This is a genomic window from Paenibacillus chartarius (assembly GCF_042432825.1).
Classification (GTDB): Bacteria; Bacillota; Bacilli; order Paenibacillales; family NBRC-103111; genus Gordoniibacillus; species Gordoniibacillus chartarius.
Genome location: NZ_JBHLWN010000120.1, coordinates 20,826 through 42,077 on the forward strand (window position 1 = coordinate 20,826; position 21,252 = coordinate 42,077).

The 21,252-nt window shown below is 58.4% G+C and carries 23 protein-coding genes and 1 riboswitch; of the genes, 4 read left to right on the forward strand and 19 right to left on the reverse strand.

The genetic code is table 11. The annotated features are described in order from the left end of the window. Window positions 1–4: 4 nt before the first annotated feature. The 17 genes from atpD to ACFFK0_RS28865 form a co-directional block, all read right to left on the reverse strand. Entirely contained in the window at window positions 5–1,390 is a 1,386-nt protein-coding gene (gene atpD / locus ACFFK0_RS28785; RefSeq protein ID WP_377474534.1) for a F0F1 ATP synthase subunit beta, read from the reverse strand. Between the two features lie 36 nt (window positions 1,391–1,426). Continuing rightward, complete coding sequence (gene atpG / locus ACFFK0_RS28790; RefSeq protein WP_377474536.1) at window positions 1,427–2,284, reverse strand: ATP synthase F1 subunit gamma; 858 nt, start codon at window positions 2,282–2,284, stop codon at window positions 1,427–1,429. A 71-nt stretch (window positions 2,285–2,355) separates the two neighbouring features. Further along, window positions 2,356–3,870 (reverse strand): F0F1 ATP synthase subunit alpha, encoded by a 1,515-nt coding sequence (atpA, locus tag ACFFK0_RS28795; RefSeq protein WP_377474538.1) that lies wholly within the window; start codon window positions 3,868–3,870, stop codon window positions 2,356–2,358. Window positions 3,871–3,885: 15 nt separating this feature from the next. Then, window positions 3,886–4,437 carry a F0F1 ATP synthase subunit delta gene (locus tag ACFFK0_RS28800; protein ID WP_377474540.1) on the reverse strand — a complete coding sequence of 184 codons (552 nt, stop codon included), beginning with the start codon at window positions 4,435–4,437 and terminating at the stop codon, window positions 3,886–3,888. Between the two features lie 2 nt (window positions 4,438–4,439). Continuing rightward, window positions 4,440–4,919 carry a F0F1 ATP synthase subunit B gene (atpF, locus tag ACFFK0_RS28805; protein ID WP_377474542.1) on the reverse strand — a complete coding sequence of 160 codons (480 nt, stop codon included), beginning with the start codon at window positions 4,917–4,919 and terminating at the stop codon, window positions 4,440–4,442. An 86-nt stretch (window positions 4,920–5,005) separates the two neighbouring features. Beyond that, window positions 5,006–5,221 carry a F0F1 ATP synthase subunit C gene (gene atpE, locus ACFFK0_RS28810; RefSeq protein WP_377474544.1) on the reverse strand — a complete coding sequence of 72 codons (216 nt, stop codon included), beginning with the start codon at window positions 5,219–5,221 and terminating at the stop codon, window positions 5,006–5,008. Between the two features lie 109 nt (window positions 5,222–5,330). Continuing rightward, a complete protein-coding gene (gene atpB, locus ACFFK0_RS28815) occupies window positions 5,331–6,089 on the reverse strand; it encodes a F0F1 ATP synthase subunit A (RefSeq protein ID WP_377474546.1) in 759 nt (252 codons plus the stop codon). 25 nt (window positions 6,090–6,114) lie between these two features. Next, window positions 6,115–6,483 (reverse strand): ATP synthase subunit I, encoded by a 369-nt coding sequence (locus tag ACFFK0_RS28820; protein ID WP_377474548.1) that lies wholly within the window; start codon window positions 6,481–6,483, stop codon window positions 6,115–6,117. A gap of 1 nt (window position 6,484) precedes the next feature. Beyond that, window positions 6,485–6,718: an AtpZ/AtpI family protein gene (locus ACFFK0_RS28825; RefSeq protein ID WP_377474550.1), complete on the reverse strand. Its 234-nt coding sequence runs from the start codon at window positions 6,716–6,718 to the stop codon at window positions 6,485–6,487. A 173-nt stretch (window positions 6,719–6,891) separates the two neighbouring features. Further along, window positions 6,892–8,034 (reverse strand): non-hydrolyzing UDP-N-acetylglucosamine 2-epimerase, encoded by a 1,143-nt coding sequence (gene wecB / locus ACFFK0_RS28830; RefSeq protein WP_377474552.1) that lies wholly within the window; start codon window positions 8,032–8,034, stop codon window positions 6,892–6,894. 17 nt (window positions 8,035–8,051) lie between these two features. Next, the gene (upp, locus tag ACFFK0_RS28835) at window positions 8,052–8,681 is read right to left on the reverse strand and encodes a uracil phosphoribosyltransferase (protein WP_377474554.1); all 630 of its coding nucleotides are present in this window, start codon (window positions 8,679–8,681) and stop codon (window positions 8,052–8,054) included. A gap of 1,168 nt (window positions 8,682–9,849) precedes the next feature. Next, window positions 9,850–11,100 (reverse strand): serine hydroxymethyltransferase, encoded by a 1,251-nt coding sequence (glyA, locus tag ACFFK0_RS28840; RefSeq protein ID WP_377474556.1) that lies wholly within the window; start codon window positions 11,098–11,100, stop codon window positions 9,850–9,852. A 22-nt stretch (window positions 11,101–11,122) separates the two neighbouring features. Next, window positions 11,123–11,719, reverse strand: a complete 597-nt coding sequence (locus tag ACFFK0_RS28845) for a TIGR01440 family protein (RefSeq protein ID WP_377474558.1) — start codon at window positions 11,717–11,719, stop codon at window positions 11,123–11,125. A 15-nt stretch (window positions 11,720–11,734) separates the two neighbouring features. After that, window positions 11,735–12,193 carry a ribose 5-phosphate isomerase B gene (gene rpiB / locus ACFFK0_RS28850; RefSeq protein ID WP_377474561.1) on the reverse strand — a complete coding sequence of 153 codons (459 nt, stop codon included), beginning with the start codon at window positions 12,191–12,193 and terminating at the stop codon, window positions 11,735–11,737. A gap of 111 nt (window positions 12,194–12,304) precedes the next feature. Next, a riboswitch (ZMP/ZTP riboswitch) is annotated at window positions 12,305–12,384 on the reverse strand. Window positions 12,385–12,432: 48 nt separating this feature from the next. Then, window positions 12,433–13,011, reverse strand: coding sequence for a low molecular weight protein arginine phosphatase (locus ACFFK0_RS28855; protein WP_377474563.1), 579 nt, complete (start codon window positions 13,009–13,011; stop codon window positions 12,433–12,435). Between the two features lie 125 nt (window positions 13,012–13,136). Then, window positions 13,137–13,700 carry a manganese efflux pump MntP gene (locus tag ACFFK0_RS28860; protein ID WP_377474565.1) on the reverse strand — a complete coding sequence of 188 codons (564 nt, stop codon included), beginning with the start codon at window positions 13,698–13,700 and terminating at the stop codon, window positions 13,137–13,139. An 89-nt stretch (window positions 13,701–13,789) separates the two neighbouring features. Further along, complete coding sequence (locus ACFFK0_RS28865; RefSeq protein ID WP_377474567.1) at window positions 13,790–14,887, reverse strand: L-threonylcarbamoyladenylate synthase; 1,098 nt, start codon at window positions 14,885–14,887, stop codon at window positions 13,790–13,792. Window positions 14,888–15,106: 219 nt separating this feature from the next. Here ACFFK0_RS28865 and ACFFK0_RS28870 point away from each other — a divergent pair, with 219 nt between their 5' ends. Then, window positions 15,107–15,655: a GrpB family protein gene (locus tag ACFFK0_RS28870; RefSeq protein ID WP_377474570.1), complete on the forward strand. Its 549-nt coding sequence runs from the start codon at window positions 15,107–15,109 to the stop codon at window positions 15,653–15,655. A gap of 57 nt (window positions 15,656–15,712) precedes the next feature. Here ACFFK0_RS28870 and spoIIR read toward each other — a convergent pair whose 3' ends face one another. Then, window positions 15,713–16,558, reverse strand: a complete 846-nt coding sequence (gene spoIIR, locus ACFFK0_RS28875) for a stage II sporulation protein R (protein WP_377474572.1) — start codon at window positions 16,556–16,558, stop codon at window positions 15,713–15,715. A 226-nt stretch (window positions 16,559–16,784) separates the two neighbouring features. Here spoIIR and ACFFK0_RS28880 point away from each other — a divergent pair, with 226 nt between their 5' ends. From ACFFK0_RS28880 to ACFFK0_RS28890, 3 genes are read left to right on the forward strand one after another with little or no spacing between them, the layout of a single operon-like run. Further along, window positions 16,785–17,603: an RNA polymerase sigma factor gene (locus tag ACFFK0_RS28880; protein ID WP_377474575.1), complete on the forward strand. Its 819-nt coding sequence runs from the start codon at window positions 16,785–16,787 to the stop codon at window positions 17,601–17,603. A gap of 21 nt (window positions 17,604–17,624) precedes the next feature. Continuing rightward, window positions 17,625–18,599, forward strand: coding sequence for a GyrI-like domain-containing protein (locus ACFFK0_RS28885; RefSeq protein ID WP_377474577.1), 975 nt, complete (start codon window positions 17,625–17,627; stop codon window positions 18,597–18,599). Next, the gene (locus ACFFK0_RS28890; RefSeq protein WP_377474579.1) at window positions 18,596–19,603 is read left to right on the forward strand and encodes a hypothetical protein; all 1,008 of its coding nucleotides are present in this window, start codon (window positions 18,596–18,598) and stop codon (window positions 19,601–19,603) included. The genes ACFFK0_RS28885 and ACFFK0_RS28890 overlap by 4 nt, the downstream gene beginning before the upstream one ends. Before the next feature lie 480 nt (window positions 19,604–20,083). On the opposite strand, the gene ACFFK0_RS28895 is transcribed toward ACFFK0_RS28890, so the two are convergent. Next, window positions 20,084–21,199, reverse strand: coding sequence for a N5-glutamine methyltransferase family protein (locus ACFFK0_RS28895; protein WP_377474580.1), 1,116 nt, complete (start codon window positions 21,197–21,199; stop codon window positions 20,084–20,086). Between the last annotated feature and the right edge of the window lie 53 nt (window positions 21,200–21,252).

The window sequence follows — 21,252 nt, forward strand, 5'->3', positions numbered from 1 at the left end:
CCAATTACAGCGTCTTCGCTTTCTCGATGGCACCTTCGATAGAGCCGACGTTGTGGAACGCGACCTCCGGAAGATGGTCGTGCTTGCCTTCAAGAATTTCCTTGAAGCTGCGCACAGTGTCCTTAACCGATACATACAAGCCTGGGAAGCCGTTGAACGGCTCGGCTACGTGAAGCGGCTGGGACAGGAACAGACGGAGGCGGCGAGCGCGGTGTACGACCATTTTATCCTCGTCGGACAGCTCATCCATACCCAGGATCGCGATGATATCCAGCAGCTCTTTATAACGCTGCAGAATACGTTTCACGCCTTGTGCGACTTGGTAGTGCTCCTCGCCTACAATTTCCGGCGCCAGAGCGCGGGATGTCGATGCAAGCGGGTCTACCGCAGGGAAAATACCGGCAGCTGCGATCGAACGCTCCAGGTTCGTCGTAGCGTCCAAGTGAGCGAACGCCGTTGCCGGAGCCGGGTCGGTGTAGTCGTCCGCCGGTACGTAGATCGCCTGAATGGAAGTTACGGAACCTTTCTTCGTCGATGTAATCCGCTCTTGCAGCTGACCCATCTCGGTTGCCAGCGTCGGCTGGTAACCTACCGCGGACGGCATACGGCCGAGCAGGGCGGATACTTCGGAACCCGCTTGAGTAAAGCGGAAGATGTTGTCGATGAACAGAAGAACGTCACGGCCCTCGACGTCGCGGAAATACTCGGCCATCGTCAGACCCGACAGCGCAACGCGCAGACGCGCGCCTGGCGGCTCGTTCATCTGACCGAACACCATCGCCGTCTTCGCGATAACGCCGGAGTCTTTCATCTCGTGATACAGGTCGTTACCTTCACGGGTACGCTCGCCTACACCGGCGAATACGGAAATACCGCCGTGCTCTTGAGCGATGTTGTGAATCAATTCCTGCATCGTTACCGTCTTACCTACACCCGCACCGCCGAACAGGCCGATCTTACCGCCCTTAACGTACGGAGCCATCAGGTCGATAACCTTGATGCCGGTTTCCAGAATCTCAGCCTTCGTCGACAGGTTGTCGAACGCTGGAGCCGGTTTGTGGATCGGGCTCGAAATCGAACGGTCCACTTCGTTGACTCCGTCGATCGGGTCACCCAGTACGTTGAATACGCGGCCGAGCGTTGCCGGTCCTACCGGAACCGTAATAGCCGCACCTGTATCAACGGCTTCCATGCCGCGGACAAGTCCGTCCGTGGAAGACATCGCAATGCAGCGAACGAGGTTGTCGCCAAGGTGAATGGCTACTTCAGCCGTGAGGCTGATCTCGCCCGATTGGATGCGAATAGCATTAAGGATATCAGGGAGGTGTCCACGTTCGAACTCAATGTCGACAACCGGCCCTGTAATATTAACTACGCGACCTTTGCTCATGTTTCCCTCCTTATAGATTTCGCCCGATAGCGAAAATTAGGCCTGTGCGTTCGCCCCTGCGACAATCTCGGAAATTTCCTGAGTAATCGAAGCTTGACGCGCACGGTTGTAGGCCAGCGTGTACGTGTTGATCATCTTCGTCGCATTCTTCGTGGCGCTGTTCATCGCCGTCATCCGTGCGCCGAACTCACTTGCCTTGCCGTCCAGTACCGCGCTGTATACGAGTGTCTCCGCATATTTCGGGAGCAGCACCTCAAGCACGCCTTCTGCAGACGGTTCGTATTCGTAGCTTGCCGCCGATTGAACCGTAACGTCCTCCATCGGAAGCAGGCGTTTCATGGTCGGAACCTGGGTCATCGCATTCTTGAACTCGTTGTAGAACAAGTACAGCTCGTCGTACAAGCCTCTCTCAAAGTTCGAAACGGCCGTCGATGCGATGGTTTTGATATCCGAGAAATTCACTTGATCCGGCAGACCGGTAATCTCTTCGATAATCGGCATATTGCGGCGGCGGAAATAATCGCGGCCCTTACGGCCGATTACCATGATCGAATACTCGTCCGGACTCTTATGCCGCTCCTTGATCTCGGTAGCGACTTTACGCAAAATATTCGCGTTGTAGCCGCCAGCAAGACCGCGGTCCGACGTGATAACCAGGTAGCCGGTTCTCTTGATGGTCCGGCTTTGCAGCATCGGGTGGCTCACACCCTTCGTGCCTGCTGCAATGTTGCCGATAACTTCCTTCAATTTATCCGCATAAGGCCTAGCCGCTTCGGCAGCCTGCTGAGCTCTTCTCAGGTTGGCGGCAGCGACCATCTCCATCGCCCGCGTAATCTGCTTCGTATTCTGCGTCGATTTGATCTGGCGCTTAATCTCGCGCATCCCTTTAGCCATTCGTGCTCACCTCTCTTTCGAGACGAAATGATCGGAGCTCCTCAAGGGTGAGAAGCCCGCGACCCTGATTCTTATTCCGAACGAGCGAAGCTCTTCTTGAACTGCTGAATGGCTTCGATCAGTGCTTTCTCATTGTCGGCGGTCAGATCCTTCGTGTCGCGGATGCTCGCGAGGATCTCAGCGCGGTTCGAGTCAAGGTATGCAAGGAACTCGGCTTCGAAGCGGCGCACGTCTTCCACCGGCAGATCGTCAAGGTGGCCCTTAACAACGGTGTAGAGCGACGCAACCTGGCGCTCCAGCGCAAGCGGCTGGTTAACACCCTGCTTCAGAATTTCGAGCGTACGGATACCGCGGTCGAGACGAGCTTTCGTCGCCTTGTCGAGGTCGGAGCCGAACGCTGCGAATGCAGCCAGCTCGCGGTACTGCGCCAAGTCGACGCGGAGCGTACCGGCAACCTTCTTCATTGCCTTCGTCTGTGCGGATCCGCCTACGCGGGATACCGAGTTACCGACGTTTACGGCCGGACGCTGACCGGAGTAGAACAAGTCGGTCTCCATGAAAATCTGGCCGTCCGTAATCGAAATTACGTTCGTCGGAATATATGCCGAGATATCGCCGGCTTGCGTCTCGATGAACGGCAGCGCCGTCAGCGAGCCTGCGCCCATTTCGTCGCTCAGCTTCGCTGCGCGCTCGAGAAGACGGGAGTGCAGATAGAATACGTCGCCCGGATACGCTTCGCGGCCCGGCGGGCGGCGGAGCAGCAAGGACAGCTCGCGGTAAGCTGCAGCTTGCTTGGACAAATCGTCATAGATAATCAGGGCATGCTCGCCCTTGTACATGAAATATTCGCCCATTGCGCAGCCTGCATATGGAGCCAGCCACAGCATTGGGGACGGCTCGGATGCCGATGCCGTAACGACGATCGTGTAATCGAGAGCGCCAGCTTTACGGAGCTGCTCAACGACGCCTACTACCGTCGATTGCTTCTGGCCGATAGCAACGTAGATACATTTTACCCCGTTGCCCTTCTGGTTGATGATCGTGTCGATCGCTACGGAAGTTTTACCTGTTTGACGGTCGCCGATGATCAGCTCGCGCTGTCCGCGGCCGATCGGTACCATCGCGTCGATCGCTTTGATACCCGTCTGCATCGGCTCATGTACCGATTTACGAGCCATAACGCCCGGTGCCGGAGACTCAACCGCACGGCTGTGCGTCGTCTCGATCGGACCGCGGCCGTCAACCGGCTGGCCCAGCGCGTTGACAACGCGGCCCAGCAGCGCTTCGCCTACCGGTACTTCCATAATGCGGCCCGTACGCTTCACTTGGTCGCCTTCACGAATGTCCGTGTAAGGGCCCAAGATAACGATACCGACGTTGTTTTCTTCAAGGTTGAACGCATAACCGAGAACGCCACTCGAGAACTCCAAGAGCTCACCGGCCATAACGTTGCTCAGACCGTGCGCGCGCGCGATACCGTCACCGACTGTGATGACCGTACCTACCTCGACAACTTGAATATCGGACTTATATTGTTCAATCTGTTGTTTGATCAGCGTGCTGATCTCATCAGGTCTAATAGCCAACGAACCTCACCCCTATCACAGTGCTTGAGTTTCAGTCAATTTTTTCTCCAGCCGGTTCAGCTTGCCGGACAAGCTTCCATCATACAGACGATCGCCGATCCGGACCTTGATGCCGCCTAGCAGGCTCTTGTCGATGGTCGTATGAACACGAATCGTTTTCCCGCTCAGCTTGCCGAAATGCTCGGCGACTGACGCCTTGTCCGCGTCCGACAGCTCGTAGGGAGCCGTAACGTATGCAGTGGCCTGGTTCAACGCTTCGCTTGCGATCTGTACATAATCCGCCAGCACGTAAGGAAGCACTTCCTCGCGTCCGCGGGTAACGAGCAGAATAATCGTGCCCAGCACGGCTTCCGATACTCGCCCTTCGAACAGCTGCTTGAGCATGTTCGTCTTTGCGCTGCTTTCGATGTTCGGGTGCAGGAGCAGCTGGTTCAGCTCGACGTTTTCCTTGATAATCGTAATAACGGCGCTGAGATCCTCTTCCACCTGCGAAACGATCCCCTGCTCCTGAGCCAGATCGAACAGCGCCTTCGCATACCTCTTGGCTACTGTGTACTCACTGCTCATGCTCAGCCCCCTACCTCTTTCAGGTAATGGTTAATGAGCTCCTCGTTCGTCTTCTCATCGATTTGCTTCTCGATGATCTTCGAAGCGATCAATACCGACATCGCGCTCACTTGGCTGCGCAGTGCGGCAACCGCCTTGTTCTTCTCGTTCTCGATATCGCGAACAGCTTCGTCCTTCAGACGGGTTGCTTCGGCCTTCGCCTGAGCAACCAGATCGTCCGCTTGACGGGCAGCCGTCGTCTTGGCTTGCTCGATAATATCGTGAGCTTCCTTGCGCGCTTGCTGCAGAGCTTCCTTCTGCTGCTTCAGAAGCTCTTCCGCTTCGCTGCGGCTGCGCTCGGAAGTTTGCAGCTGCTCTTGTACGTGCTGTCTGCGCTGCTCCATGATGCCCATCAGAGGTCCGAAGGCATACTTGCTAAGGAGCCAATACAGAATCAGAAATGCGATCATCGCAAATACAAACGATTCCCAATGCCAACTCATCCCAGTCACTCCTTTCGGTCAGTTCAAGCAAAACGAAGGCGTGGATGGCTGTAGGCCTTCCGCGCCATACCTGTCATCATCCGCTATTAAGCTCCGAAGAAGATCAGGAAGCCGACTACGACACCGATAATCGGAACGACCTCGACGATACCAACACCGATGAACATTGTCGTTTGCAACGTACCGCGAAGCTCTGGTTGACGAGCGATACCTTCAACTGTCTTACTTACGATCATACCGTTACCAATACCTGCGCCAAGTGCGCCCAGACCGATTGCCAAAGCTGCTGCCAAAAATTCCATTGTAGAAATCCTCCTCAAAGATCCTTTTGGATTAATATTTTACTTGCCTGTATTGATCTTAACCCCGCTTTCGCGCATTTGCGCGGGCAAGGAATAATTCAGATGAAGCTTAGTGATGCTCTTCGTGAACGGTAGCCTGCGAAATGTAAACCATCGTCAGCATCGTAAACAGGAACGCCTGAATCGCACCGACGAAAATACTGAAGCCCTGCCAAGCGGCGAGCAGCGGAATACCGGCCCAGCCTGCCATCAAGATTGTAGCGATCAGTACTTCCCCTGCGAAAATATTCGCGTACAGACGAAGACCGAGCGTTAGCGGCTTGGAAATCTCCTTGATGACGTTCAGCGGGAAGAAGAACACGTACGGCTCGAAATAGTGTTTCAGGTAGTGCTTGGTGTTCTGCGTCAGGCCCAGGAAGTGGACCAAAACGATTACGATTAAAGCCAGAGCGAAAGTGACGGATACGTCAGCTGTAGGCGATTTCCACCAAGCGTACTCATGATGATGACTGATCATCTCAGCCGAAATGACTTCGAAACCAAACAATTTGACCGGCTCATGATGCTCCGTTACGATACCGAACGGCAAACCGAGCAAGTTCGAGACGAAGATAAACATAATCAGCGTCATGCCCAGCGACACGTAAGGCTTCGCTTTCTTAATCGGCATCGCGCTCGCCACGATGTTATGTACGAACTCGACAACCCACTCCAAGAAGTTCTGCATCTTGGACGGATTCGTTACCGACAAATTCCGTACGGATACCATCGCTAGAATGAACACCACCAAACAGGATACGATAATCCCGAGGAACGTCGAAACGTCGATGTTCAGCGAACCGATGTGGAGCGTAGGAAATCCATGCATGAAACTTTCCCCTCCTTTCCATGTACTAAGGATGATTGCCTTTCTTTGTAACGAGACCCATCACGAGTGTCCCCAATTGGACGGAAAATAATCCAATGATGGTAAAAACAAGATCGACCTGCGGCAGCTTCACGGCGACCATCACCGCGAGAATTGCCATACAAACTCTGGATACGAAACCAAGATTGACGCGTTTCTTTGTTCCTTCGGCAACCATTTTGGAAATCGCTTCAATCTTGATCATAAGCAGCCAGGCGTTGATCAGGCTGACCATCATTCCTAGTATGAAACCGGTCGCATAACTCCGGTAAGCGGGGAATACCGCCCAGATCACCAGGCTCACAGACATCGCCAGCAGCACGGCTCTTACGATGGGCTTCATGTGGACGTTCATCTTAGGCATTGTCCTCCAGAAACTTCTTCAGCATCAGCACGACCGTTATGATTCCGATCGCAAATCCGACCAGAACCCCTCCGACCGTCCAAGCTGTCGGGCTGCCGAAATATTTCCCGGCATAGCTGCCCGCGAAATACCCGATCATCGTGCACACTACAATGTCCAGACCCAGAGCGGTCACCAATCCGGCGGCCCGCCAAGGCGATTGATTGTTCGGATCCTTCTGCTGCATAAGCCGATTCCCTCACAACCCTCACTAATTTTATCGAAGACCTACTTCGTTTGTCAATTGAAGCGCATTTTTCAATTTCTCTCGAAAAATCGCAAAACCCTTGTGTGCCAAGGGTTTGCGGCGCTGCAAACCAAACAGTGCAACTGTATGGTGCAACGTTTGTCATGATTTTGTCACGGTTGGAACGGTGCCGGACGGTCGGACGACCTGCCGAAATGGTGCAAAATCCCATGGACGATGCGTTCGGACGCTTTGCCGTCCCCATAAGGATTCGCCGCGTTGCTCATTTTCTCATACAAATTCTTGTCCGTCAGCAGCGCCTTCGCCCGCTCGTAAACCTTCTCCCCGTCCGTACCGACGAGCTCCAGCGTTCCTGCGGCAATGCCCTCCGGACGTTCCGTCGTATCGCGAAGCACGAGCACCGGTACGCCGAACGAAGGCGCCTCTTCCTGCAAACCGCCGGAATCGGTCAAGATCATGTAGGCATGCGGGTAAAAATTATGGAACTCGAACACATCGAGCGGCTCGATCAGCTGAATGCGCGGGTGGCCGCCGAGCAGCTCGTGCGCCGGCTCCCTGACCGCCGGACTCAGATGCACCGGATACACGATGGCGATGTCCTCGAACTCGTCCGCCAGCTTCCGAACCGCTTGGAAAATGCGGCGGTGCGGTTCTCCCTGCGCCTCGCGGCGGTGCGCCGTCATCAGAATGAGGCGCTTGCCTTGCGCCCATTCCAGCATCGGATGAGCAAATTCCTTCTTCACTGTGTACTGGAACACGTCGGTCACCGTATTGCCGGTAATGTAGATGCGTTCCTCCGGTTTGTTCTCCTTGCGCAAATTGTCCGCGGACTGATTCGTCGGGGCAAAATGCACATCCGAGAGCACACCCGTCAGCTGGCGGTTCATCTCCTCGGGATACGGGGACATTTTGTTCCACGTCCGCAGTCCCGCCTCGACATGGCCCACCTGGATCTGCTGCAGGAACGCCGCATAGCTTGCCACGAACGTTGTCAGCGTGTCGCCGTGCACCAGAATCATGTCCGGCTTCGCTTCGCGGAATACCGGATCGAGCCCCTGCAGCACGCGGATCGTAATTTCGTTCAGCGTTTGTCTGTCCTTCATGACGTCGAGGTCGTAGTCCGGCTTAATACTGAATATGTCCAGCACCTGATCGAGCATCTGCCGGTGCTGTGCGGTCACGCAAACAAGCGACTCGATCTGATCGGGCCGCTTCTCCAGCTCCTTAATGAGCGGAGCCATCTTGATCGCTTCGGGGCGTGTGCCGAAGATCGTCATGATTTTCAAACGGTTCATTGGTTACGGTTTCCCCCTCACTTAGTACCGAATAATCGGTCGCCGGCATCTCCCAATCCCGGTACGATATAGCCATGATCGTTCAAATAATCGTCAATCGCCGCTACGTAGATGTCGATATCTGGATGCTCCTGCTGCACGGCCTGGATGCCTTCGGGAGCCGCGATCAGGCACATGAGCTTGATCTGCGTACAACCGCGTTTCTTGAGCGCTTCAATCGCCATGTTCGCCGAACCGCCGGTAGCGAGCATCGGGTCGATGACGATCAGCAGCCGCTCCTGCACGTCAGTCGGCAGCTTTACATAGTATTCCACAGGCTGCAGGGTGTTTGGGTCGCGGTAGAGGCCAATATGCCCGACCTTCGCTGCCGGGATCAGCTTCAGAATGCCGTCAACCATGCCCAGACCGGCGCGGAGAATCGGAATGAGCCCGAGCATCCGTCCGGAAATGATGCGGCTGTCCGCCGTAGCGACGGGTGTCCTCACCTGTATGTTCTCGAGCGGGAGATCGCGGGTAATTTCGTACGCCATCAATGTGGCGACTTCGTCGACCAGATCGCGGAAGTCCTTTGTCTTCGTCGCTTCGTCGCGGATGTAAGTCAGCTTGTGCTGAATCAGCGGGTGGTCGGTTATGTATACTTTCCCCATAAGGTAGCCCCCATCTTGGCGGTAATCGGTAAACGTTGATTATTATAGCATACCTTGGGAGCAAGTCCTAACGGGGCTTGTCCCCCCGTAAATTTATAGTTGGCGGTATCCTACTCCTCCTTCGCATCTTGTTTTCCATGCGATTACGAAACGGAACAACACTTCATAATGTTGCAGCTGCTTCGTTGTCAAACCGTCAGAGAAATAAAGGCGAAAATATAGCCGTAGTTCTCGACAGCTCACCCGGAAAGGCGCCGGACAGTTCTCCCATTCCATTTCCTCAAGGACATCATGCAAAATAACCCTGCTTCCCTCGCGGCTTGGGCGGCGTTTGCATCGGAAACGGGGTTTCTACGGGATTTTGTCAGCCGCTTGTAGAGAAACTATAACCCCGCCGCCACGGCAACAGGTGTAACCAAGATCAACAGGAAGTTAAACAATTGATGCACAGGTCACTCTTCCTTCGCTTTAACGTCATGTATCGCAGAGAACATCAACGAGTAGATGTGAAATGCCGCCATTTTAGCGCCGGGGGGATGGCCCTTCAAGGGCGGCCTTGGGCGACTGTGGAGGCTCGGTGACGGCAAGACGGCCCTTTGAGGGCGGTCTTGGGCTGCTGTGGTGGCTCGGTGACGGCAAGACGGCCCCTTTTGGGCGGTCTTGGGCTCCTGTGGCGGCTCGGTGACGGCAAGACGGCCCCTTTTGGGCGGTCTTGGGCTCCTGTGGCGGCTCAGCGCTGCCAAGACGGACCTTTTTGGGCGGTCTTGACCTGCTGTGGCGGTTCAGCGCTGCGAAGACGGCCCTTTTTGGGCGGTCTTGGGCTGCTGTGGCGGGTTAGCGCCGCGAAGACGGCCCTTTTTGAGCGGTCTTGGGCTGCTGTGGTGTCTCGGTGACGGCAAGACGGCCCCTTTTGGGCGGTCTTGAGCTGCTGTGGTAGCTCAGCGCTGCCAAGACGGACCTTTTTGAGCGGTCTTGGGCTGCTATGGTGGATCAATGCTGGCATGACGGCCCTTTTTGGGCGATCTTGGGCTGCTGCGGTGGCACGGTGCCGTAAAGACGGCTCTTTTGGGGCGGTCTTGAGCTGCTGTGGCGGCTCTGCGCTGGCAAGGCGGCCCATAAAAAAGCCCCGCCGCAGTACACCTGCGCGGGGCTAACATTGCTATGCAGATTAATAACCGAGACCTGCGTACAGCGGGAACTGAGCGGTCAAGTCGCGAACCATGCCGCGCGCTTCTTCCAGCTTCGCTTCGTCCTTCGGATTCTTGAGCGTCAGGGCGATGATCTTGGCGATCACTTTCATCGCCTCTGCATTCATACCGCGAGAAGTAGCGGCTGCAGTACCGACGCGGACACCGCTCGTGATGAACGGGCTCGTCGGGTCGAACGGAATGGCGTTTTTGTTCACCGTTACGCCAACTTCGTCCAAAACATGCTCGGCGTCTTTACCGGTAATGTTCAGATTACGCAGGTCGATCAGCATCAAGTGGTTGTCCGTACCGCCGGACACCAGGTTAATGCCTTCCGCCAGCAAGCCTTCGGACAGCACCTTCGCATTGTGCACAACGTTCTGCGCGTATGTCTTGAACTCCGGCTGCAGCGCTTCGCCCAAAGCAACGGCCTTCGCGGCGATAATGTGCATCAGCGGACCGCCTTGCGTGCCCGGGAACACAGCCTTGTCGATGGCAGCAGCCCACGGCTTGCGGCACAGGATCATTCCGCCGCGCGGACCGCGTAGCGTCTTGTGCGTCGTCGTCGTCACGAAGTGAGCATGCGGCACCGGATTCGGGTGCAGGCCTGCAGCAACGAGGCCGGCGATGTGCGCCATGTCGACCATGAACAGAGCGCCGACGTCGTTAGCGATCGAAGCGATCTTTTCGAAATCGATCACGCGCGGGTAAGCGGAAGCGCCCGCTACGATCAGGCGAGGGCGGTGCTTGAACGCCGCTTTGCGCAGGTCTTCGTAGTCGATGCGGAAATCGGTCTCGCTTACGCCGTATGCGACGAAGTTATAGAGCAAGCCGGAAGCGTTAACCGGGCTGCCGTGTGTCAGGTGACCGCCGTGCGCCAGGTTCATGCCGAGAACGGTGTCGCCAGGGTTCAGAGCCGCCAGGTAAACGGCAAGGTTCGCCTGCGCGCCGGAGTGCGGCTGCACGTTCGCGTGCTCGGCGCCGAACAGCTCCTTCGCGCGGTCGCGGGCGATATCTTCCACGATGTCGACGTATTCGCAGCCGCCGTAGTAGCGCTTGCCCGGATAGCCTTCCGCATATTTATTCGTCAGGACGGTGCCTGCGGCTTCCAGAACGGCGCGGGAGACGAAGTTTTCGGAGGCGATCAGCTCGATTTTGTCGCGTTGGCGGCCCAGCTCGAGGTTCAGTGCTTCAACGATTTTCGGATCTTGCTTGTTCAGGTTCTCTAACATGTATGGTTCCTCCCCATTAGGTTTAGTTGCAGTTTCCCGATGAATCGGGCTCATGCTCCGGTTCATAGACGGCGCGGGCGCCGCCGATCAGCTTCGGCCGCGTGTACGCCGCCGTAACGTGCGCGTGGCCGATGGCGCGGACGGACAGTCTCGCCGGTACGGCAACGCGCCGGAGATGCATGCCGATCAGCGTGTCGCCGACGTCGATACCCGCATGCGCTTCAATCGTCTCGATCACCCGCGCGGCCGTCAGTCGGCGGTATGCGTGAGAGGCCATCGACCCGCCCGCTTTCGGGACCGGCACGACGCTGACGGGCTCAAAGTGCGGGTAGCGCTCCAGCAGCGCCTCCTCCACGACCAACGCGCGGTTCAGATGCTCGCAGCATTGGAAGGCGAGGTGCAGCCCCAGCTCGTCCGCAGCCGGCTTCCAGCCTGCGAATAACGCAGCGGCGACATCCGCCGCACCGGCGGTGCCGATCCGCGCTCCGGCTACTTCACTCGTGCTGGTGCCGATAACGACGATGTGTCCGCGGCGGAGGCTGCCGACAGCGGCGAGCTCGCGGAGCAAAACGTCGGCTTGACTCGTCAACAATTGCAGGTCCAGCGGCTGCTCGCTCATAGTCCGGTCACCGCCTTAAGGATGCAGCAGTTGACGCTCTTCGATACTTTTTACTTTGTTGATGCGGTTCTGATGGCGCTCTCCTTCGGAGAACGGGGTCTCCAGCCACACCTTGACGATGTCCTGCGCGACGCCGGGGCCGACTACGCGTTCTCCCATAGCCAGCACATTCGTATCGTTGTGTTCGCGCGTCGCTTTGGCGGAGAACAGATCGTGAACGAGTGCGGCGCGAACGCCCGGCACTTTGTTCGCCGCAATGCACATGCCGATGCCTGTGCCGCACAGCAAAATGCCTTTGTCCACATCACCCGATACGACTTTCTCGCTGACGCTGAACGCGTAATCCGGGTAGTCGACCGAATCCGGTCCGTGGCTGCCTACGTCGATCACTTCATGACCAAGCTCCTTAAGGAAAGGGACGAGTACGTCTTTCAGTCGATAGCCTGCGTGATCTGCTCCGATTGCGATTTTCATAGCGATGTGCCGACCTCCTAGAATGAATTGGTTTATGGAAGGTAGTGTACCCAGCTGCCGCGCCGAGAAATGAAAAAAAGAGCAGGACGCACGGATGGTTCCGTAGCGTTGCTCTTCTGCCCAGGCGACCGGCCGTATCCCTCGATGCTCCACCGTGGTATCCCACTTCGTCGCCAGTTACATCGAGGCGTATTCCTTACTTTCCATGATAGCTGAACATTCGGCTGTTGTAAAGCCGGTTATTGCTGATTTCGCAGCTTGGCGATCAGCTTGCGCAGGCTGGCCTCGATCTCCTGCGCCGCCGCCTGATACGTGCTCAGCGAGCCGCCGAACGGATCGGCGATGTCGGTCTCCGGCGCACGCCGCTGCAGGTCGCGCAGCTTCGAATAATCGTCCGCAGGAATCGTTTGGCCGAGGGCGCGCTTCAGCTCCATCTCGGCGATGAGCTGCTCTTGCGCTTGCAGCGCATCGTCCGACCCGCCGCCTTGCTCGACATATTCGCGGAGCGTGTAGGTTTTGTCAATGGCGTCGGGGTGCCGCTGCACAACGGCCCGCTTATGGCTGAGGGTCATCGTCAGGATGAGATCCGCCCAAGCGATATGCTCCTTCGTCAGCGCACTCGAGCTCATGTCCGCGGGGATGCCCCGCTGCTCCAGAATGGTCGCCGAATGGCGGGAGATGCGGTCGCCGTCGAAAGCGGCTACGCCCGCCGAACGAACCTCCGCCTCGAGCCCTTCTTTACGCGCCAGGTCGCGGAACAACCCTTCGGCCATCGGACTGCGGCACGTATTACCGGTACAAACGAATAGGATGCGCATACGTCCTCCCTGCCTTTGCTGTGGTTTGAGGTCGATGAGTTTATTTTACTCCTTTCGGGGCCGTTTCCAAACCCCGCAAGGCGGAAATGCGGTAGAGCAATGCGAAGCTAGCGGGCGTGCCAAAGTCATAAGAACAAAAATTTCAATCCAAACGCCAGCAAAATGACGCCGCCAATCGCTTCGCCCCACTCGCCGATCCAGTTCGCCACATTGCGGCCCAGCAGCAGCCCCGCCATCGACATCGCCAGCCCGGACAGCCCGAACGCCATTACCGTCAAGAACTGATCGCCCGAAAACATCCCCAGCGACACGCCGACGGAGAAGGAATCGATACTGACGCTGAGCGAAAACACCAATAGACCCCAGAGCGTACGGTGGTCAAAGCTTTGGACGGATTCGCCCTTAATCGAGCTGTACACCATATGGGCGCCGAGCAGGATCAGGAGCGTGCCCCCTGCGGCCGTAGCCACATTCCCGAGCAAAGCGCTGACATATTGGCCCATGAACATCCCGATCAGCGGCATGATCACATGAAAAAATCCGATCACAAGGCTGATTTTGAGGATGTCGCGAAGCCGAATTCCTCTCATGCCCATGCCGAGGCCAAGCGAGAACGCATCCATACCGAGGGCAATCGCCATGATTGTAATCGTAATAATTTGCCCGAAGGCCGGAACTGCCGCCATCATGGCATATGCCCCCCTGTCTTGTCCGCTGGTTCTTTCCTAACCTATGCGGACAAGACGGGGAACATGACTGGCATTCATTCGAACGGAGTTTACACGAAGACGATGCGGTGACCGGCCGCCTTGCGCAGCCGGTTCATGACGGCTTCGCCGATGCCGCCGCCGGCCTCCGGCACGGCTTCGGCGAGGATGCAGGCCGCTTCGGCGGCGTCGAAGGCGCGCAGCGCGTCGTAGAGGCGCTGCGCCGCCTGCTCGGGCGCGCCGAGCGGGCCGTAGCTGAGCACGACGTCCGCCTCGGCGGCGAAGTCGTGCACGTGCTCGTCGAACGTGAGGACGCCCGAACGTTCGCCGGCCTCGCGGGCAGCGCGCAGCTGCGCCCGGATGTAGTCGCGGACGGCGCTGCGGTCCGCGGGTTGAGCCGGCTGAACGACGGTCAGCCGGCCTTGCGGCGCGTAATGGGCATATTTCATGCCCGGCGCGCGCGGCACTTCCGCATCCGCCGCCGTAGCGTCGCGGATGGGCAGCTCCGGCAGCGCGGCGGCCAGCTGCTGCCGGGTCACGCCGCCGGGACGCAGCACATGCAGCGCCCCGGCGTCCACGCGCACGACCGTCGACTCGACGCCGACGCCGGTCGTGCCGCCGTCCAGCAGGCCGTCGATGCGGCCTGCGAGATCGTCCGCGACGTGCTGCGCGGACGTCGGGCTCGGCTTGCCGGAGCGGTTGGCGCTCGGCGCCGCAACAGGCACGTTCGCGCGGCGAAGCAGCGCGAGCGCCAGCGGGTGGTCGGGGATACGGACCCCGACCGTCGTCAGCCCCGCCGTCACGAGCGGGGACAGCGCGCCGGGCCGCACCGGCAGGACGACGGTGAGCGGCCCGGGCCAGAACGCCGCCATCAGCCGGCGTTCGGCCTCGCCTACGGCGTCCGCGTCGACGAACGCCGCCAGCTGCGACGGATCGGCAATATGCACGATCAGCGGATTGTCCGACGGCCGTCCCTTCGCCTCGAACACGCGCCCCACCGCTTCCGTCCGGGTCGCATCGGCGCCGAGTCCGTACACCGTCTCGGTCGGGAAAGCGACGATTCCACCTTGCCGCAGCAAAAGGGCCGCTTCCGTCACAGCCTGCTCAGAGGCCGGCATGTCGAGCGTCCCCGGTGGGATTGTCCAGAATTTCGTAAAAGTTTGCATCATGATTACGTATCCTTCTGTAAGGTGGTCGTTGGAGCCGGTTATCATCCGGCAGCCACATAGTTTACAGCCATTATAGCCTTCCGCATCTGCACGGGCAACCACGTTCCTTAGGACAGGCCAACGGCCGTCAGGTAATAATTGACAGTGCGACATTCAAATGGTAGTTTCAAATCATGCTCATCGCCATCTGTCGTCCGAATTCGGAAGGAGCTGAAGCCAATGTCCGAGCAAAATCGATATGCAATCCATGTAGTTCCATACAGCTCCATGTGGGCAAAGAAATTCGCAGAAGAGAAAGAGCGCCTGCTTGGTATCCTCGCCCCCCGCATCGTAACCATCGAGCATGTCGGCAGCACCTCGATCCCCAACCAGGAAGCCAAACCGATCATCGATATGTTCGCCGCCGTCCCTGCGCTGCTTCATGAGCAGGTCTATGAGAAGCTGCTCAGCTCTTCGGGTTACCGGCACGTGACAACCGGCATGGCCGGACGGCATTTATTCATCAAGGAAACGGACGGCGAGCGCACGCATCATCTGCATATTTTGCCGGCCGGCGGATTTTACGAACGAAACGAATTGCTATTTCGCGACTTCCTGCGCAGCCATCCCCAGCTCGTCAAAGAATACGGCGATCTGAAACGGATGCTGGCCGAAACGTATCCCACCGACCATGAGGCCTATACCCGTGCCAAAACCGACTTTATTCAACGTGTTGTCGACCTGGCTCGAACCGCAAAGGGACTCCCTCTACAGAAGGTATGGGAATAGCCGGATCATTGACCGCTTCATGGCCCTTACCTCACACCGCAAGTCTCTTCCGCCATGCTACTTAAACAACGAGAACAGCTTCTTCAGCATTTCCCACAGGAAAAATTTATACTCCGTCTCGCCCTCCGCCTGCTTCTCGGCGGCTGTTACGCCCTCGCCATCCACCGCCGCTTTCGCTGCGTTAGCCGTACCCAAGGCAGCCGGTTTGCCGGCCTTCTCGCTCTTCACGGACGTCTCTTTAACGCTGGCCTTCCCGTCACCGGCTTTGCCGAGCGCGACCGGCTTTGCTCCGGCAGGCTTCGCTTCGGGCGCTGCAGCCGCTGCAGGCGTCGCGTCATTTTCACCGGCAGCCGTATCCTTCTTCTTGTCATCCTTCGCTACCGCTTCATTCGTGACGGCATCGACGAAGCAAAGCGGCGGGAACAGCACGCACCACCAGTTCTGCCCTTCCGCGTTACCGAGCGAAACGCGCAGCGCTTCATAATCTCCGGCAGGGTAAACCTGTTCTCCATACATCTTGGTCGGGAACGGCACAACACCGAGCTCAACCGACGCTTCATAATCATAGCCATACTTCTCCAGCAAATCGTCCGCCAGCGCCTTCAGCTCCGGCAAATGCCCGCGAATCGTCTCCCGCGCTTCGTCCAGCGTTTGCGGCCCCGTCACCCAGCCGTTCATCTGCTCAACGATCGCGTCGCGGATTTTATACTTGATCCATTGATCGGAAGCGGAATCGGAATTTGCCAGAATACGCAGCCGGATCGCCTCCTGCGGAATTTCGCCGGCGGCAAAAACAGCCGCGCCGCGGTTCGCCTCCCAAGACGCCATTAATATAAATAGTGCTAGAGTCAAATAAATAAATAAACGAGAACGAGAGGATGATTGCAGTCGGTTTAAGATCATTTGAAGCAGCCCCTTCCAGATCCTGATAGCTTCAGTATGTCCCGCTCCGGCCGTCTCTAAACCTATCAATCTATTGATTTTTTTCTCGCGGAATCGTGTATACTAGATCGTACATGGAAAATAATTCCGATACCGCGATAGGTTTCCCCTATCTCCGGCATCTATATCGATATGGGGCGCCAAGCGACTCCACGCAGCGCGTTCCAAGGAGGGACGTTCCAGCATCGTGCGTAAGGGAACCGACATCAATATCGACACTAAACCGAATCTGCTCGCCGGACGGACGGCCGAAAGCGGTATGCTGCTCCCTTCCGAAGCCGACCGCGAACGGGCACAGCGGGCGCTTGTCGAGCGGGCCCGCTCCGGCGACCATGAAGCGTTCGGGGAGCTCGTGCGGATGCACCGGGCACAGGCGCTCGGCTGGGCGCATGCGCTGGCGCAGGATACGTACTTGGCCGAGGACATCGTCCAGGATGCGCTCATTCGCGCGTTCCTGCATCTCGGGTCCTTAATGGACAGCGGCCGATTCTTGCCCTGGCTGCACCGGATTGTCCGCAACCAGGCTTACACACGGCTGCGGCGAGGCGGACCTTACGCCAAGGAACAGCCGATGACGAGCCTCCCGCGAAGCGCCGGCCGGGCGAAGGAGCAGGCTGACTCCGACCCCCATCCCGCTGATTGGGGCGATATCGACCGCATCTTGTTCCACCTGTCGCGGCATGCCGCGGACGAAGCGCAGCGACGGGGCGACCCGACCGAAGCTCTGCTCCGTCAGGAGATGCTGCGGGGGCTGCATGAGCTGCTGCACTGTCTAAGCGCGCGGGAACGAAGCGTGTTCGAAGCGCACTTCTTCGGGGAGCTGCCGCCGGAGGAGATCGCCTCCCTGCTCGGCACCTCCAAGGCGAACGTGTACAATCTGCTGTCCCGTTCCCGGGCCAAAGTGCAGAAGGAGCGCATCCGTGTTTCCCTTTGCCTTTATGTTCAGCGGCGCGCCGCGCTCGGTCTTCCCAAACGCCGCATTTTGGCCCCTCCTCCAGATTACTAATCAAGGAAGGTGTTGTGACGAATGATTCAAGTTAACGTCGTAGACAAAGCGGAAATGAAAGCGCTTGTCGTTAAAGTCCCGCAAAACGGACATGAGGTTCGCCGAGGCTGGCGGGAGCTGCAGGAGCGGATCGCCCGGTTACCCGGCGTGAAGCCTGGCGTCGGTCATGTATTCGTACCGGAGTGGCAATGGGCGGATGGCGTGAAGGAGCTGTGGGTCGGTGTCGAGGTCGAGTCGCTGGACGGCCTGCAGCTGCCGGATGGCGTGGAGGCCCTGACTTTGCCGGCATGCAGCTACGCGGTCGTTCACGTGTACGGCAACCGGGATACGATGCAGCGCGCTTACGGAGAGCTCGACGCCTGGTTCGGCCGCAGCGGTTATACACGCAATACCGGGGAAGGGTCTTTCTCCTATGAGGCGAATTCGCTCCATCCGGTCAATCCGTTCGATATTTCGGCCGACGAGATCGCTTGGTTCGATTACCACATCCATGCTCCCATTCTCAGCGGTCCGGAGGTCAACAAGCCGGCAGCACCGACCGACAGCGTAACCGGCTCCGACAAGCTGTATCTGAAGCATACACGGCAGCCGATTCATGCGGAATTTTCCGACTTAACCGGCTCCCAATTCCGCTGCGTATCCGCAGAGAAGCTTCGCTTTGAGAACGTGAATCTGTACGGGCTGAAAATCACCGACGCGAACCTGAGCGACCTCGAGATTGACGGCGCCCAGCTCGGCGGCGCTTACATTCATTCCATCGGCATGCCGCCTGCCGGCCATCCGGCCTACGATCCTAATGCCGTGCAGCGTCCGCTGCGCTTCGAGCATTGCGATCTGAACGGCAGCACGTTCCGCCACTGCCAGCTGGTCAATGTGCAGCTGGACGATTGCGATATTCGCGGACTGCGCATTAACGGCGTCGATATTTCCAAGCTGCTCGAGGCCTATTACGCGTCTGCGGCTGATGGAGAGAAGGAGGGCATCGCCCGTTCATGACGACGAACCCCTCCTCTGTCAAAGACTGGAGCCGCACGTTCACTACAGCTGCAGGAGCGATCTATGGCGCGGTTCAATACACGGACAAACGCCACCTGTCCCTGGTCGATGTCATGGGCTTTACCGGCCACGCCTTCCGCATCAATATCGATCCGAAGGAAGTGAATATCGCCGGTCCGACGTCTTTCCCGGGCGGGTACATTTTGCGGCGGAATCTTTGCAATCTCGGTTTTATCAGCTGTTTGGCCGATGCGATGACGCCGATTCCCCCGGATAAGCTGGAGCGGACAATCGAGCTGGTGCAGCAATCGATAGACCGCGGTGTACCGGCCATCGCCTGGGACCTGTTTATTCCGGAATTCGGACTTATATACGGTTATGACGACGACAAGCAGGTATTTTACGCCAAGGATGTGTCCAAGGACGGAGAGCTGAGCTACGCCAAGTTCGCCGATGGGAAAGGGATCGTATTCGTGACGACGATCAGCGAAAGTCTGCCCCACTCCAAGTACGAAATGCTGCGTATGGCGCTGGATATGATTGTGGACCACGCCCGCGGCCGGGAATGGACGCATGTGTTTAAGGACCGCTATGTCCATGGCCTGGCCGGCTACGACGCCTGGATCGGCGTCATGGAACGGCGTGCGGCCGACGAGTACGGGAATGCGTATAATACCGAAGTCGTCTCGGATGCGCGGGAATTTGCGGCACAGTTTCTGCGCGAGCTCGTCGTCCGCTGGAACGGCGATAACGTCGTTGAGCGCACGGTGAGGAAGCTGGCGGCGGAGGCGGCGGAGCACTATGGGGTTGTGGCGGGAGCGCTGGTGGAGCTGCGGGGCATGTTCCCCTTCCCGCAAGGCGGCTCGCCGAAGGAGCCGGCCGTGGCCGACCGCGCGGTGGAGCTGCTGCGGCGGGCTCGCGATGCGGAGACGGCGGGTGTCGCCGTGCTGGAGCGCTTGCTTGGTTTTATGAAGGCGTATTGGTCCGAGGTGTGGGTTAACTAGGGGCATCTAGTAAAAAGGAGACCCGGTCCGCCTTTGCTGCTGTCGGCAGGGAGGGGGCCGGGTTTGTTTCGTTAAAACATTCCGGTGCCGCGGTTTCCATTTAGGAATGGAACTGTGTCGCAGGGCAAGAGTTCCAAGCCGTTAGCGATGTGGAACATCGTTAACCCTCCTTGGAGCCGTTGGAGTGGCCGCCGTAACGATGTAAAACATCGTTATCGGCTTGGAGAGTTCGCTAGGAACCCCATTGCGGAGCATCTCGTCACTTTGCGAGCGTATATGATGTATGAAGAGGAACCAGCTTTCGCCGTCCTCACTGCACAGGCGGTGTTCCCCAGTAAAATATTTGCCAACTTACTTAACGAAGCGGTATAAATCATAGCGCTTAAAATCAAAAAAAGGGCCTCGTCTCCCATATCACCGCGGGATCCGAGGTCCATTTACCTAACCGTAACGGCCGTTCTCGACGAGACGGCTTCTCCGCTATGCTCTGACGCGGTCGTACACGATCACGTGCCGCGAAATGCCGGCGAGATCCAGCACGATCTCGCTCTCTTGCCACGCATGCACGCTTTGCAGCAGCGCCAGCACCCCGTCGGCCTGGCCTTGGCCGACCTCAAAGGCGACGAGCTGCGGCAGGCGCGGCAGGCGCCGCAGCTCGTCCGCCAGGCGGCGGTAGAAGACGAGCCCGTCTTCACCGCCGACGAGCGCCAGCTGCGGCTCGTACAGCCGCACCTCCGGCTGCAGCCCGGCCATGTCGCCGGCCGGGATATACGGCGGGTTCGACACGAGGATGTCGAGGTCGACCCCGCCGCTGATGTAAGGCTCGAGGAGGTCTCCCTCGAGCCATTCCACGCGCGCGCCGTGCCGCGCCGCGTTGCCGCGGGCCATCTCCAGCGCCGCCGCGGAGATGTCCGAGCCGTACACGCGCCAATCCGGGCGCTTGACGGCGATCGTCACCGGGATCGCACCGCTACCCGTGCCGACATCGCCGAGCACCGGCCGCCGGGCCGCCGGACTTTCCTCCGCGACTGCGCCCGCAGCGCCGCCGACCGTCGGCGCCGTCGCGCCTCCAGCAGCCCCGCCGCTCGTCGCCGCCGCATTACTCTGCTCTCCGTCGCCTGCATCGCTCATCGCCACCGCAGCACCCCGGCTGCTGCCAGCCGCACCGCCGGCACCATCATCCCGGGGAGCGTCCGGCCATAGCTGCGCGCCCAGCTTCAATACCCGCTCGACCAGCAGCTCCGTCTCCGGCCGCGGGATCAGCACCGCCGGCCCTACACGAAAATCCAGCCCATAGAACGTTTGCTCGCCGATAATATACTGCACCGGCTCGCCCATCGCTTTGCGGCCAAGCCACTGCTGCCATTGAAGGCCTTTCTCATCTTCGGGAAACGGCTCGCTCCAGTTCAGCAGCATTTTTGTCCGGCTCCAGCCTAACAGCTCCTGCAGCAGCAGCTCAGCATTAGCGGCAGCCTCCGCTACTCCGCGGCCGGCAAGCCACGTACACGCTTCGGCGTATGCCTCGCGAATCGTCTTGCCGCCCCCGGCACTCGACCGCGTCCAATCCGCATCGCCCTGGCCGCTCAAATACGTCACGTCCGACCAATCGCCGATTTCCGCCGCCCCCTATTCCAATCATCCATTCCCCG